At 63.5% G+C, this 13,012-nt stretch carries 11 protein-coding genes and 6 tRNA genes; 6 read left to right on the forward strand and 11 right to left on the reverse strand.

Annotated features, from left to right (window positions below; translation table 11 throughout):
* Positions 1-557: 557 nt before the first annotated feature.
* From ACFDR9_RS24605 to ACFDR9_RS24640, 8 genes are all read right to left on the reverse strand, one after another.
* Positions 558-633: transfer RNA gene (locus ACFDR9_RS24605), tRNA-Glu, on the reverse strand.
* Positions 634-659: 26 nt separating this feature from the next.
* Positions 660-735, reverse strand: a tRNA-Ala gene (locus tag ACFDR9_RS24610).
* A gap of 64 nt (positions 736-799) precedes the next feature.
* A tRNA-Glu gene (locus ACFDR9_RS24615) sits at positions 800-875 on the reverse strand.
* A gap of 46 nt (positions 876-921) precedes the next feature.
* Positions 922-997, reverse strand: a tRNA-Ala gene (locus ACFDR9_RS24620).
* 123 nt (positions 998-1,120) lie between these two features.
* A tRNA-Glu gene (locus ACFDR9_RS24625) sits at positions 1,121-1,196 on the reverse strand.
* 67 nt (positions 1,197-1,263) lie between these two features.
* Positions 1,264-1,339: transfer RNA gene (locus tag ACFDR9_RS24630), tRNA-Ala, on the reverse strand.
* A gap of 62 nt (positions 1,340-1,401) precedes the next feature.
* Positions 1,402-2,811 carry a glutamate--tRNA ligase gene (gene gltX / locus ACFDR9_RS24635; RefSeq protein WP_409032668.1) on the reverse strand — a complete coding sequence of 470 codons (1,410 nt, stop codon included), beginning with the start codon at positions 2,809-2,811 and terminating at the stop codon, positions 1,402-1,404.
* Positions 2,812-2,978: 167 nt separating this feature from the next.
* A complete protein-coding gene (locus tag ACFDR9_RS24640) occupies positions 2,979-3,890 on the reverse strand; it encodes a LysR family transcriptional regulator (protein WP_017876502.1) in 912 nt (303 codons plus the stop codon).
* Positions 3,891-4,039: 149 nt separating this feature from the next.
* Here ACFDR9_RS24640 and lysA point away from each other — a divergent pair, with 149 nt between their 5' ends.
* On the forward strand, positions 4,040-5,287 hold the full coding sequence (gene lysA / locus ACFDR9_RS24645; RefSeq protein WP_409032669.1) for a diaminopimelate decarboxylase: 1,248 nt from the start codon (positions 4,040-4,042) through the stop codon (positions 5,285-5,287).
* Positions 5,288-5,401: 114 nt separating this feature from the next.
* Here lysA and ACFDR9_RS24650 read toward each other — a convergent pair whose 3' ends face one another.
* Both ACFDR9_RS24650 and apbC read right to left on the reverse strand, forming a co-directional pair.
* Positions 5,402-5,812 (reverse strand): DUF4399 domain-containing protein, encoded by a 411-nt coding sequence (locus ACFDR9_RS24650; RefSeq protein WP_409032670.1) that lies wholly within the window; start codon positions 5,810-5,812, stop codon positions 5,402-5,404.
* 33 nt (positions 5,813-5,845) lie between these two features.
* Entirely contained in the window at positions 5,846-6,934 is a 1,089-nt protein-coding gene (apbC, locus tag ACFDR9_RS24655; RefSeq protein WP_409032671.1) for an iron-sulfur cluster carrier protein ApbC, read from the reverse strand.
* Positions 6,935-7,069: 135 nt separating this feature from the next.
* Here apbC and metG point away from each other — a divergent pair, with 135 nt between their 5' ends.
* Entirely contained in the window at positions 7,070-9,232 is a 2,163-nt protein-coding gene (gene metG, locus ACFDR9_RS24660) for a methionine--tRNA ligase (protein WP_409032672.1), read from the forward strand.
* Positions 9,233-9,241: 9 nt separating this feature from the next.
* A complete protein-coding gene (locus tag ACFDR9_RS24665) occupies positions 9,242-9,721 on the forward strand; it encodes a GNAT family N-acetyltransferase (protein WP_409032673.1) in 480 nt (159 codons plus the stop codon).
* Between the two features lie 95 nt (positions 9,722-9,816).
* On the opposite strand, the gene ACFDR9_RS24670 is transcribed toward ACFDR9_RS24665, so the two are convergent.
* Positions 9,817-10,719 carry a DMT family transporter gene (locus ACFDR9_RS24670; protein ID WP_409032674.1) on the reverse strand — a complete coding sequence of 301 codons (903 nt, stop codon included), beginning with the start codon at positions 10,717-10,719 and terminating at the stop codon, positions 9,817-9,819.
* 223 nt (positions 10,720-10,942) lie between these two features.
* Here ACFDR9_RS24670 and ACFDR9_RS24675 point away from each other — a divergent pair, with 223 nt between their 5' ends.
* Genes ACFDR9_RS24675 through panC form a run of 3 tightly spaced genes read left to right on the forward strand, consistent with a single transcriptional unit; the run spans position 10,943 to position 12,890 of the window.
* The gene (locus ACFDR9_RS24675) at positions 10,943-11,152 is read left to right on the forward strand and encodes a DUF3460 family protein (RefSeq protein ID WP_017876509.1); all 210 of its coding nucleotides are present in this window, start codon (positions 10,943-10,945) and stop codon (positions 11,150-11,152) included.
* 18 nt (positions 11,153-11,170) lie between these two features.
* Complete coding sequence (locus ACFDR9_RS24680; RefSeq protein WP_017876510.1) at positions 11,171-11,992, forward strand: ScpA family protein; 822 nt, start codon at positions 11,171-11,173, stop codon at positions 11,990-11,992.
* 58 nt (positions 11,993-12,050) lie between these two features.
* Positions 12,051-12,890: a pantoate--beta-alanine ligase gene (panC, locus tag ACFDR9_RS24685; RefSeq protein WP_409032675.1), complete on the forward strand. Its 840-nt coding sequence runs from the start codon at positions 12,051-12,053 to the stop codon at positions 12,888-12,890.
* The last annotated feature ends 122 nt before the right edge of the window (positions 12,891-13,012 follow it).

Here is a 13,012-nt window from a genome sequence, read left to right on the forward strand (position 1 = left end):
GCAAGCAAGGCCATGGCATGCTTGAGGTTCTGCTCCGGGCCTTCAACGGTAATCCTATCCCGCTTGCCGCATAGCGGCTGAACAGTCACGAATATTGTAGGGTTTGTTCATCGGTTAAGGGGCAGCAAGTTGAAATTGCATTCATATTAACATTTCTCCCCGCCGATATACTGGCACTGCAATTCAAAACCCTTTCATGCGTCGGTTCCAAAAGGTCGCAACTGAGGAATCAGCAGCGAAGGACGCGCCAGCGTCGCGCACAACGCGGCGATCGCATCATCGACACAAGTTCGAAGCCAGTCCGATGATGGATGCGTACCTGAAAACGATTCAGGCGGCAAAATAGTGGAAATAAATACCCAAAGCGTCATCAAGGTGCCGCAAGGTAAATGGATTCAATTGGCAAGCAACAAGCGGCGAACGCGAGACCGGGCCGGTCCGCCGCGCCAAATTGAAGATATGGAGGGGGGGGGAAACAAAAAAGCCGCACTAGGCGGCTTGATCTGTCACTTGCTGTGGACGTGTTTGCCGGCGCTGGCCCCGCAAACTGTCGAAATTGGCGTCCCCAAGGGGATTCGAACCCCTGTACTCACCGTGAAAGGGTGATGTCCTAGGCCTCTAGACGATGGGGACCATGAACTGCTCAATTTTCTGTGCTTTGGTGGAGGTAAGCGGGATCGAACCGCTGACCTCTTGCATGCCATGCAAGCGCTCTCCCAGCTGAGCTATACCCCCCCTGGCACAGAACATTACAAACCGCGTGAACGGCTTTTACTAGCTACTGCTTTACTACGAAACCTGGCGTCCCCAAGGGGATTCGAACCCCTGTACTCACCGTGAAAGGGTGATGTCCTAGGCCTCTAGACGATGGGGACCTTGGAACTACGATATATCGACTACTTAACGGCTACTTCCGCGCAGTGGTGGAGGTAAGCGGGATCGAACCGCTGACCTCTTGCATGCCATGCAAGCGCTCTCCCAGCTGAGCTATACCCCCCGGGCGCAGAAATAATAAAAGCCGCACTTGGCGACTTTGTCTTACTAACTGTTTAAGGCTACTGCCAACAACATATCAGTGCAACAACCGCTAACAACGTCCAACATTATACTACATATTACTTGGCGTCCCCAAGGGGATTCGAACCCCTGTACTCACCGTGAAAGGGTGATGTCCTAGGCCTCTAGACGATGGGGACCCTGAACTAGCATTTACTACATCTGCACCATATTCAAACTAAACGGAGAAACTTCTTTTCCATTTGCTGGTGGAGGTAAGCGGGATCGAACCGCTGACCTCTTGCATGCCATGCAAGCGCTCTCCCAGCTGAGCTATACCCCCGTTGGCGCAGAAACAAGAGTATAGCAAAGATACAGAAGAACGCAAATACCCTTTTGCAACTATTAGAGATATTTGGCCAAACGCGCCAGGGCGGTTTCGCGGCCAAACACTTGCAGCACCGCGTCGATGGCCGGGGTTTGCAGCTGGCCGGTGAGGATCAGGCGCAGCGGCATCGCCAGCAATGGCATCTTTAGCGTGTTCGCGGCCAGCACTTCCTTGATCATCGCGGCCAGCGCCTCCTTGCTCCACTCCACGCCTTGGCAGCGCTGGGCGAACTGCGCCAGCACCGGCTTGATGGCATCGGTCAGGTGCTGCGCCAGCAGGGCCGCGTCCGGCTGCGGTTCGCGGTAGAACAGCATCGCCGCCGTCGCCAGTTCGTTGACGGTGTTGACGCGCTCTTTCAGCATGCCCAGCACCAGCGCCAATTCCGGCGCGCCGTCGAAGACGGCGCCGTCGGCCAGCATCAGCGGGCGGGCCAGGTCCGCCAGGCGGGCGTTGTCCGCTTGCTTAATATAGTGGTTGTTCAGCCATGCCAGTTTTTCGTGGTTGAACTGGGCCGCCGATTTGGTCAGGTGGTTCAGGTTGAACCACTCGCAGAACTGCTCCATCGAGAACACCTCGTCGTCGCCGTGGCTCCAACCCAGGCGCGCCAGGTAGTTCAGCATCGCTTCCGGCAGGTAGCCCTGGGCCGGGTAGTCCATCACGCTGACGGCGCCGTGGCGCTTCGACAGTTTCTCGCCGTCGGAACCGAGGATCATCGGCAGATGGCCGTACAGCGGCAGCGGCGCGCCGATCGCGCGCAGGATGTTGATCTGGCGCGGCGTGTTGTTGACATGGTCGTCGCCGCGCAGCACGTGGGTGATGCCCATGTCCCAGTCGTCGACGGCGACGCAGAAATTGTAGGTCGGGGTGCCGTCCGGGCGCGCGATGACCAGGTCGTCCATTTCGCGGTTCGAGATGGTGATACTGCCTTTGACGACGTCGTCCCAGGTGACGTCGCCGTCCAGCGGGTTCTTGAAGCGCACCACCGGCTTACGGTCGGCCGGAACCGCCGGCAGGGTTTTGCCCTCTTCAGGACGCCAGGTGCCGTCGTAGCGCGGCTTGTCGCCGGCGGCGCGCATTTTTTCGCGCATCGCCTCGACCTCTTCCGGCGACGAGTAGCACAGGTAGGCGGTGCCCTCTTCCAGCATGTTGGCGACGACTTCGCGGTAGCGATCCATCCGCTGCATTTGGTAGAACGGGCCTTCGTCGTGCTCCAGGCCGAGCCACTTCATGCCGTCGATGATCGCCTGCACCGCTTCCGGCGTCGAGCGTTCCAGGTCGGTGTCTTCGATGCGCAGGATGAAAGTGCCGCCGAAGTGGCGCGCGAACGCCCAGGAGTACAACGCCGTGCGGGCGCCGCCGAGGTGGAGGTAGCCGGTCGGGCTGGGAGCGAAACGGGTGCGGACGGGCTTAGCGGATGCAGTGGTCATCGAAGTGGTCAGGCTAAAAGAGAAAGACGCCATTTTACCGCGTTGGCACTGGCCGGGGCCAAACCGGTCGGCGCGATATTCGTCGGTCGGATTACGCTGCGCTAATCCGACCGACGACACTGTGCCGTTGATTCGACCCGGATCCAAGGACGAGGGCCAGCGGCGTTTTATAGCCGGCGGATTTGTTCGGCGATGCGCTCGGCCTGCCTTTGCAGTGCCGCCTCGAAGACGTCGACCAGTTGCGACAGCGGCCGGTGCAGCGGTTTAACGATATTCACGGTGAACGGCAGCGAAACCGTGAAGCGGCGGATTTGCAGCCCCTGCCCGGCGAAGTCGAGCGCCGTCAGCGGGTTGACGATGGCCAGGCCGACGCCTTCGCGCGCCATCGCGCACACCGAGGCGGCGCTGGGCGTGTCGAGCACCATGCGCCGCTCGACGCCGCCCTGGCGGAAAATTTCGTCGATCTGCTGGCGGTACGGGTCGACCGCCGACAGGCTGATGAAGGGCTGCCCGGCGAAGTCGGCCGGCGCCAGCGCCGCCTTCGCCGCCAGCCGGTGCCCGTCCGGCAGCACGCACACCTCGTCGACCGACATCAGGGGACTCAGCACCGTGCCGGGCGGCGCGTTGTCGACCTCGGTCAGGCCGAGGTCGTGCCGCTGCGCCGACAGCCACTCCTCCAGCAGCGGCGACTCCTGCGGCGTGATGCTCACGCTGACTTTCGGGAATTGCGCCAGGAACGGCCGGCACGCCTGCGGCAGCAGCGACTGCGCGAACACCGGCAGGCAGGCGATCGACAACTGGCCCTGCTCGAACTGGCGCAGCGCGGCGGCGGCGCTGACGATGCGCTCCAGCCCGAAATAGGCGCGCTGCACCTCCTCGAACAGTTGCAGCGCCTGCGCGCTCGGGCGCAGGCGCCCGCGCACCCGCTCGAACAGCGTCAACTGGGTCAGGTATTCGAGCCGGGCCAGCTCGCGGCTGACGGTCGGCTGCGAGGTGTTGAGCATCTGCGCCGCGCCGGTCACGCTGCCGGCGGTCATGATGGCGCGGAACACCTCGATATGGCGCAGGGTAATGGACATGGCCGGAAGGGTTAAGGATAAACATATATCATAAATGAATAAGGTAGCGTCAAATAGATATTTTCTGTTTGACGCGCAGCGCGCCATAATGTTTCCACACGACAGACGCAAGCGCGGCCACCGCCCTTACCCATATAAGAAAGCAGACAATGAACAGCATTTCAGAGCAGACCCTCGCCGAACTGGCCCAACAACACGGCACCCCCTTGTGGGTCTACGACGCCGCGCTGATCCGCGCGCGCATCGCCCAGCTGGCCTCGTTCGACGTGGTGCGCTTCGCCCAGAAGGCCTGCTCCAACATCCATCTGCTGCAATTGATGCGCGACGCCGGCGCCCACGTCGACGCCGTCTCGCTGGGCGAGATCGAGCGCGCGCTGCAAGCGGGTTTTACGACCGAAGAAAAGAACGGCGCCGCCGGCGTGGTGTTCACCTGCGACCTGTTCGACCGCCCCACCCTGCAGCGCGTGGCCGAGTCGAAAATCGAAGTCAACGCCGGCTCCATCGACATGCTGCACCAGCTGGGCGCGGTGTCGCCGGGCCACCGGGTCTGGCTGCGCATTAACCCGGGCTTCGGCCACGGCCACAGCAACAAGACCAACACCGGCGGCGAAAACAGCAAGCACGGCATCTGGCACACCGAACTGAAGGACGCCATCGCGCTGATCCGCCAGTACGGCCTGCACCTGGTCGGCCTGCACATGCACATCGGCTCGGGCGTCGACTACAGCCATCTGGAACAGGTTTGCGGCACGATGGTCGAACTGGTCGCCGGCATGGGCCACGACATCGAGGCCATCTCCACCGGCGGCGGGCTGTCGGTGCCGTACCGCGAAGGCGAGCAGCCGGTCGACACGGCGCACTACTTCGCGCTGTGGGACGCGGCGCGCAAGCAGATCGAGGCGCACCTGGGCCACCCGGTGCGCATCGAAATCGAGCCGGGCCGCTTCCTGGTCGCCGAGGCGGGTTTGCTGGTCACGGAAGTGCGCGCCACCAAGCAGATGGGCGGCAATCACTTCACGCTGCTCGACACCGGCTTTAGCGAGTTGATGCGCCCGGCCATGTACGGCAGCTACCACGAGATGACGGTGCTGGCGCGCGACGGCCGCGACCTCGCGGCGCTGCCGCCGCGCGCCACCGTGGTCGGCGGGCCGCTGTGCGAATCGGGCGACGTGTTTACGCAGTTGGAGGGCGGCGTGGTCGAGACGCGCTTGCTGGCGCAGGCGCAGGTGGGCGATTATGTGGTGATGCACGGCGCCGGCGCGTACGGCGCGTCGATGTCGTCGAACTACAACAGCCGGCCGCACGCCGCCGAATACCTGGTCGACGGCGCGCAGTCGCGCCTGATCAGAAGGCGCCAGACGGTGGCGGAATTGATTTCGCTGGAATTGCTGGGGTAATGCGAAGGGCGCCGCCGCGGGTGTGTCGGCTCGCCCGCCAACGCGGATCGCAGGTCGGGTTAGGCGAAACGGCCTAACCCGACACCGGCGTCGACGCAGGCCGAGGCGCGATACTTACTTGACGGTGACTTTGATGGTGTTGCTCAGCGCCGGGCCGTACGATTGGTGCGCGCCGTTGGCGAACTGCATCGTCAGGCTGTAGACGCCGGGCGCCAGCTTGACGTCGGCTTCGGTCTGGCCCTTGCCGAAATGCAGGTGGGAATCGTCGAACGGCACCGAATCGCCGGCCTTGATCGATTCCTTGTTGATCAGCAGGTGGTGGTGGCCGCTGTTGGCGGCGACCTCGCCGGCCGGCTTGACGTCCATTCCCGCCACGGCGAACTTCACCTTGAACGGGCTGCTGACGGTGGCGCCGTCGGCCGGCTCGGTGAAGGAAACCGATTGCGCGAAGGCGCTCGCCGCCATGCAGGCGGTGACGATGGTGGCGGCCGCCAGGCGGCGCAGGAACTGGGTGCGGATATTCATCTAGGCGTTTCTCCTTGGTTGCTCAATCGACCGTCAGTCGTTTTTGATGACGATGCTTGGGAACTTGCTGGTCAAATCCTTGGCCTTCTCGGCCACTTTCACCGCGATCTTGCGGGCGATCTCTTTATAGATGGCGGCGACGGCGCCGTCCGGCTCGGCGACCACGGTCGGCCGGCCGGAATCGGTCTGCTGGCGGATCGCCATCGTCAGCGGCAGCGCGCCGAGGAAGTCGACGCCGTATTCGCCGCACATCTTCTGGCCGCCGCCGGCGCCGAAAATCTCTTCCGCGTGGCCGCAGTTGGTGCAAATGTGGGTGCTCATGTTTTCGACGATGCCGAGGATCGGAATGCCGACCTTCTCGAACATCTTCAAGCCCTTGCGCGCGTCCAGCAGCGCGATGTCCTGCGGCGTCGTGACGATCACCGCGCCCGTCACCGGCACTTTTTGCGACAGCGTCAACTGGATGTCGCCGGTACCCGGCGGCATGTCGACGATCAGGTAGTCAAGGTCGCGCCAGTTGGTTTGCTCGAGCAACTGCTGCAGCGCCTGCGTGACCATCGGGCCGCGCCACACCATCGGCTCGCCCGGGTCGATCATGAAGCCGATCGACGACACCTGCAGGCCGTGGTTTTCCAGCGGCTCCATGGTCTTGCCGTCGGTGGTTTTCGGTTGTTCGTTAATGCCCAGCATCATCGGCTGCGACGGGCCGTAGATGTCGGCGTCGAGCAGGCCGACCGAGGCGCCCTCGGCCGACAAGGCCAGCGCCAGGTTGACGGCGGTGGTCGATTTGCCGACGCCGCCCTTGCCGGAAGCGACGGCGATGATGTTCTTGACGTTCGGCATCAGCTTCAGGCCGCGCTGCACGGTGTGCGAAATGATCTTCGAATACACGTTGACGGCAACCGAGGCGGCGCCGGGCAAGGCCTGCAGCGGCGCCTGCACGCTGGCGCGGATGGCCTCGAACTGGCTCTTGGCCGGGTAGCCCAGCTCGATGTCGAGCGAAATGGCGCCGCCCTCGACCTTCAGGTTCTTGACGCACTTCGAGGCCACGAAGTCTTTGCCGGTGTTCGGATCGATAACGCTTGAGAGGGCTGCCTTGACGTCTTCTACTGTGATGCTCATGAAAATCTCCGTGTGTGATCCCGCAGTCTAGCGCAAAATTGACGAAAAATCAGGGCGGCCCGCCGCGCCGCCAATGTCCAGCCGGCCTTTCCGCTGTTAAAATGTATTTTTTATCCAACCCAAAGTGCATCAATCATGACTCGCAAGCTGTTCGTCACCACTGCCCTGCCTTACGCAAACGCCGCCTTCCACATTGGCCACATGATGGAATACATCCAGGCCGATATCTGGGTCCGGTTCCAGCGAATGCAACGCGACGGTGCGAGCCCGCGCGAGGTGCACTTCGTCGGCGCCGACGACACCCACGGCACGCCAATCATGATCGCCGCCGAAAAAGAGGGCCTGACGCCGCAGGAATTCGTCGCCAGGATCGCCGCCGGCCGCGCCCAGTACCTCGACGGCTTCCACATCGCCTTCGACAACTGGTACTCGACCGACTCGCCGGAAAACGTCGAGCTGTCGCAGGGCATCTACCGCAAGCTGCGCGACACCGGCCTGATCGTCACCAAAACCGTCGACCGCTTCTTCGACCCGGTCAAGGGCATGTTCCTGGCCGACCGCAACATCAAGGGCGAATGCCCGAAATGCGGCGCCAAGGACCAGTACGGCGACAACTGCGAAGTGTGCGGCGCGGCCTACCAACCGACCGAACTGGTGCGCCCGTTCTCGGTGTTCACCGGTTCGACGCCGATCATGAAACCGTCCGAACAATACTTCTTCAAGCTGTCCGACCCGCGCTGTTTCGTCTTCCTCAAGGACTGGCTGAACACGCCCGGCCGCCTGCAGCCTGAAATGGTCAACAAGGTCAGCGAATGGCTGGGCGAAGCCGGCGAAAAGCTGGCCGACTGGGACATCTCGCGCGACGCGCCCTACTTCGGCATCCCGATTCCCGACGCGCCGGGCAAATTCTTCTACGTCTGGCTGGACGCGCCGGTCGGCTACCTGGCCAGCCTGAAGAACTACTGCGACAAGAAGGGCATGGACTTCGAGGCGCTGCTGAAGGACCCTGCCACCGAACAGATCCACTTCATCGGCAAGGACATCGTCTCCTTCCACCTGCTGTTCTGGCCGGCGATGCTGAAATTCGCCGACCACCCGGTGATCGACAAGCTGACCGTCAACGTGCACGGCCACCTGACCGTCAACAACGAGAAAATGTCGAAGTCGCGCGGCACCGGCATCTCGCCGCTGCGCTACCTGAACCTGGGCATGAACCCGGAATGGCTGCGCTACTACATCGCCTTCAAAATGAACTCGAAGGTCGAAGACCTCGACTTCACCGGCGACGACTTCGTGGCGCGCGTGAACAGCGACTTGATCGGCAAATACGTCAACATCGCCAGCCGCTGCGCCGGCTTCATCGCCAAGAAATTCGACGGCAAGCTGGCCGCCGGCCTGTCCGACGGCGCCCGGGCCTGGATCAACCGCGCGCTGACGGTCGAGCACGACGGCGTCGCCAGCGAGCGCCAGGCCAGCATCGCCCACCACTTCGAGCACCGCGAATTCGGCAAGGCGCTGCGCGAAATCATGGAAATCGCCGACATCACCAACCAGTACGTCGACGAGAACAAACCGTGGATCCTGGCCAAGGACGAGACCAAGCTCGCCGAGCTGCACGACGTCTGCAGCGCCGCGCTGATCCTGTTCCGCCAGTTGACGATCCTGCTGTCGCCGGTGCTGCCGGACGTGGCCGCCAACGTCGCCCGCTTCCTCAACGACGCGCACCTGAGCTGGGCCGACACCGACGTCGCCAGCGGCGCGGTTTACCAGACTATGCTGGGCCGTAGCATCGGCGCCTACAACCACCTGATGACGCGGGTCGACGCCAAAATGGTCGAGGCCCTGTTCGACGCCCCGGCGCCGGCGGCCGCCCCCGCTGCCGTGGCGGCCGCGGCCGCCGACGCCGCGCCGGCGCTGCAAGCGTCGGCGCCAAGCAGCGAGATCGAAGCGCTGGCGCCGGAGATCAAGATCGACGACTTCGCCAAGATCGACCTGCGCATCGCCAAAATCGTCAACTGCGAACACGTGGCCGGCTCCGACAAGCTGCTGCGCCTGACGCTGGACGCCGGCGAAGGCCGCCTGCGCAACGTCTTCTCCGGCATCAAGGCCGCCTACCAGCCGGAAGAGCTGATCGGCAAGCTGACCGTGCTGGTGGCCAACCTGGCGCCGCGCAAGATGAAATTCGGCGTCTCCGAAGGCATGGTGCTGGCCGCCTCCGCCGCCGACGAAAAAGCCAATCCGGGCATCTACATCCTCAACCCGTGGCCGGGCGCGGAACCCGGCATGCGGGTCGGCTAAGGCATAGCGATGAACATCGTGGTGCGGGAAGCAACGGACGCCGACGCGAAACTGATCGCCGACCTGACGCGGGCCGCGTGGGCCGGCAAGGTCAGCGTCACCTCCAGCGGCCACCGCGAAACGACGGTCCACGTCGGCGAGCACCTGCGCGCGGGCGGCGGCTTCATCCTGCTGGTCGACGAGACGCCGGTCGGCTCGCTGCGCTGGCTGCCGCTCGACAGCGCTGCGGACGTGTGGGAAATCCTGCGCATGGGCGTGCTGCCGGCCTACCGCGGCAGCAACATCTCGCAGCACCTGCTGGAGGCGGTGATCCACCACGGGCTGGCCTCGGGCGTGGAAGAACTGCGGCTGGCGGTGCGGCTCGACCAGCCCAAGCTGCGCGATTTCTACGCCGCCTACGAGTTCGAGCTGGCCGAGGAACTGGAATACTCGCACGCCAACCCGTTGGAACCGGCGCCGATGGTCATGCGGCGCGCACTGCGCTGCTAGCGCGCCACCGGTTCAAACAACACAGCGGCAAAGAGCCGGCGCCAAGGCGAGAGGGCCAGCCCCCAAGGGTCCGACCGCGGGGTGGCGCCCTTGGCTTACCCCTTGCGCGACGACACCACAATCCCCCCCACAATCAACAAAAACGCCAAGCCGTGGTACGGCTGCGGCAACTCGCCCAGGAAAGCGGCCGACATCAGGGCGGCGAACAGCGGCGTGAGATTACTGAAAAACGCCGCCACGCTCGGGCCGGCGCGCTGCACCCCCGCGCCCCAGCAGCGAAACGCGATCACCGCCGGGCCGACCGCCACATACACCAGCGCGGCGAGCAGCGTCCAACTCCAGCCGATCCGCGCGCTGCTCAGCGTCCACTCGCCGGCGGCGAAAGCGCCGGACCACACCACCCCGAACGCCACCTGCGCCAACAAAAAACTGGCCCAATGGCCGCGCACGTCGTCGGGCGCGTTCGAGCGCGTCAACAACCAGCTATACAACGACCACGCAATCGTCGCGAAAACCATAAACACATCGCCCGGCACCAGGCGCAACTCCAGCGCATGGCGCAACTCGCCGCGGGCGAGCACCAGCAACACGCCGGCGATCGACAGCGCCGCGCCCAGCACCTGCCTGCCGGACACGCGGGCGCCGAAGAACAGCCAACCCGTGAGCATCATCCAGACCGGCATCCCGGCCGCGACCAGCGTCACATTGATCGGCGTCGAACTTTGCAGCGCCATATACTGCAGCGCGTTATACATTCCGACGCCCAGCAAGCCGAGCACGGCGAAGCGGCGCCAATGCGACCACAAACCGCTGCCGCGGCGGAAAATCGGCCCCGCCAGCGGCAGCAAAATAAAGAACGCGATCAACCAGCGCAGGAAATTCAAGGTCATCGGCGGCACCATCTCATGCACCAGCCGCCCGACAATGGCATTACCCGCCCACAACAATGGAGCGAGGACCAACAAAAAAACGGTGGAAGGCGTCAAACCTGGATTCATAGGCAAGCAATAAAGTGGACTCGGGAAAAACCGACACCCCGGGGTTGTCGGTGCGTCGAGGATAGCCGATTTCGCCAGCGACGGCAGGGGACGCCAAAAATGCTACGGCGGCGGGGCATTTTTGGCCGTTTTCAGCCGATTCCTACCCGGGCCGTGGAGATAGAATGACCGCAGCAGCGCCCGGCGCGGTAAAATATCGATTGCCTCTTACCAATAAGACTATATGAAACTTACCAAACAGTTCCAGTTGTATGAATCCGATCACACTTTGTTTATCAAGGCGCTGAAAGAGAAGAACCCGGGCATGGAAGAGGGCCAGCGCGCCGGCCGCGCTTTGTTGTGGGATAAGCCGCCGGTCAGCCTGAGCGAGCAGGAAAGCCAGATGGAATCGGCCATCAAGCAACAAGCTTACGTTTACCAGAACAAGATTTAAGCGATCGGGACGAGCGCTATGTTGCCAGTCGAACCGGCGGCAATGACGCCGGCGGTCGATCCGGTCGGTTTCGCGCGCCTGTACGGCGAGCCGCTGATGCGCATGCCGACCGACCTGTACATCCCGCCCGACGCGCTGGAAATCTTCCTGGAGGCCTTCGAGGGGCCGCTGGACTTGTTGCTCTACCTGATACGCAAGCAAAACTTCAACATCCTCGACATTCCGATGGCGCAGGTCACCCTGCAGTACCTGAAGTATGTCGACCAGATCCGCGTGCACAACCTGGAGCTGGCCGCCGAGTACCTGCTGATGGCGGCGATGCTGATCGAGATCAAGTCGCGCATGCTGCTGCCCTCGACCAGGTGCGACATCGAGGACGATATCGGCGACCCGCGCGCCGAGCTGGTACGGCGCCTGCTCGATTATGAGCAGATCAAGCTGGCCGCCTACGATTTGAACGCGCTGCCCCAGCTCGAGCGCGATTTCCTGCGCCCGGCCATTTTCATCGAGCAAAGCCTGACGCCGACCTGGCCCGACGTCGAGCCGGCCGACCTGCAGGCGGCCTGGCTGGACGTGCTGAAGCGCGCCAAGCTGACCCAGCACCACAGGATCAGCCGCCAGGAACTGTCGGTGCGCGAACACATGACGGGAATCCTGCGGCGCCTGCAAACGGCCCGCTTCGTCGAGTTCGCCGATCTGTTCGACCCCGCCGGCGGCGTGCCCATCGTCGTCGTCAACTTCGTCGCGCTGCTGGAACTGGCCAAAGAAACCCTGATTGAAATTACGCAAGCCGAGCCGTTTGCGCCGATTTATGTGCGGCTGGCATATTCGCCGGCCTGAGCGGACCGCGCGCCGCCCCCCCACCGTTTTCCCATTAGCGCCATAGCGAAAGCAATCCATGAAAATCATTTCCTCCATTGAAGAGTTGCGCGACCAGTTAAGCGGGCAGTTGCGCACGGCCTTCGTCCCGACGATGGGCAATCTGCACGAAGGCCACCTGTCGTTGATGCGCCTGGCGCGCAGGCACGGCGACCCGGTGGTCGCGTCGATTTTCGTGAACCGCCTGCAGTTCGGGCCGGGCGAAGACTTCGAGAAGTATCCGCGCACCTTCCAGGCCGACGTCGAGAAGCTGGAAAAGGAAGGCGTCTACGTGCTCTTCGCGCCGACCGAGAAGGACCTGTACCCGGAGCCGCAGGAGTTCCGCGTGCGCCCGCCCGACGACCTGGGCAACACGCTCGAGGGCGAGTTCCGCCCGGGCTTCTTCACCGGCGTCACCACCGTCGTACTCAAGCTGTTCTCCTGCGTGCAGCCGCGGGTGGCGGTGTTCGGCAAGAAGGATTACCAGCAGTTGATGATCATCCGCAACATGAGCCGCCAGTTCGCGCTGCCGACCGAAATCATCGCCGCCGAAACCTACCGCGCCGACGACGGCCTGGCGCTGTCCTCGCGCAATATGTACCTGTCGCCGGCCGAGCGCGCCGAAGCGCCGTCGCTGTACCAGGGCTTGAACGTCGTCGCCGATGCCGTGCGCGCCGGCAACCTCGACGTCGTCGACCTGGAGCGCGCGGCAATGCAGCAACTGGCCCAGAAAGGCTGGAACCCCGACTACATCTCGGTGCGCAAGCGCATCGACCTGCAAGCGCCGTCGGCCGACGAGCTGGCGCAGGGCACGCCGCTGGTGGTGTTGGCCGCCGCCAAACTGGGTCAAACCCGCCTGATCGACAACCTGGAAATCTAGGCCCTCCCGCCCGACCACCTCCAACGCAATTCGGGGTCGGGGGGGGGGGGGGGGGGGGGGGGGGGGGGGGGGGGAGAGGAGAGGGGGGGGGGGGAAGAGGGGCGTTTCTGTTGTGCGTGTGC

The sequence above is a fragment of the Janthinobacterium sp. CG_23.3 genome (genome assembly GCF_046115965.1).
In the GTDB taxonomy this organism is placed as follows: Bacteria; Pseudomonadota; Gammaproteobacteria; order Burkholderiales; family Burkholderiaceae_D; genus Janthinobacterium.

What these genes read in the sequence shown, in the direction of transcription:
- gltX (WP_409032668.1), bottom strand. Translation starts at nt 2,811, where the DNA reads ATGACCACTGCATCCGCTAAGCCCGTCCGCACCCGTTTCGCTCCCAGC.
- ACFDR9_RS24640 (WP_017876502.1), bottom strand. Translation starts at nt 3,890, where the DNA reads ATGTCCATTACCCTGCGCCATATCGAGGTGTTCCGCGCCATCATGACC.
- ACFDR9_RS24670 (WP_409032674.1), bottom strand. Translation starts at nt 10,719, where the DNA reads ATGAATCCAGGTTTGACGCCTTCCACCGTTTTTTTGTTGGTCCTCGCT.
- lysA (WP_409032669.1), top strand. Translation starts at nt 4,040, where the DNA reads ATGAACAGCATTTCAGAGCAGACCCTCGCCGAACTGGCCCAACAACAC.
- ACFDR9_RS24650 (WP_409032670.1), bottom strand. Translation starts at nt 5,812, where the DNA reads ATGAATATCCGCACCCAGTTCCTGCGCCGCCTGGCGGCCGCCACCATC.
- ACFDR9_RS24675 (WP_017876509.1), top strand. Translation starts at nt 10,943, where the DNA reads ATGAAACTTACCAAACAGTTCCAGTTGTATGAATCCGATCACACTTTG.
- ACFDR9_RS24680 (WP_017876510.1), top strand. Translation starts at nt 11,171, where the DNA reads ATGTTGCCAGTCGAACCGGCGGCAATGACGCCGGCGGTCGATCCGGTC.
- panC (WP_409032675.1), top strand. Translation starts at nt 12,051, where the DNA reads ATGAAAATCATTTCCTCCATTGAAGAGTTGCGCGACCAGTTAAGCGGG.
- metG (WP_409032672.1), top strand. Translation starts at nt 7,070, where the DNA reads ATGACTCGCAAGCTGTTCGTCACCACTGCCCTGCCTTACGCAAACGCC.
- apbC (WP_409032671.1), bottom strand. Translation starts at nt 6,934, where the DNA reads ATGAGCATCACAGTAGAAGACGTCAAGGCAGCCCTCTCAAGCGTTATC.
- ACFDR9_RS24665 (WP_409032673.1), top strand. Translation starts at nt 9,242, where the DNA reads ATGAACATCGTGGTGCGGGAAGCAACGGACGCCGACGCGAAACTGATC.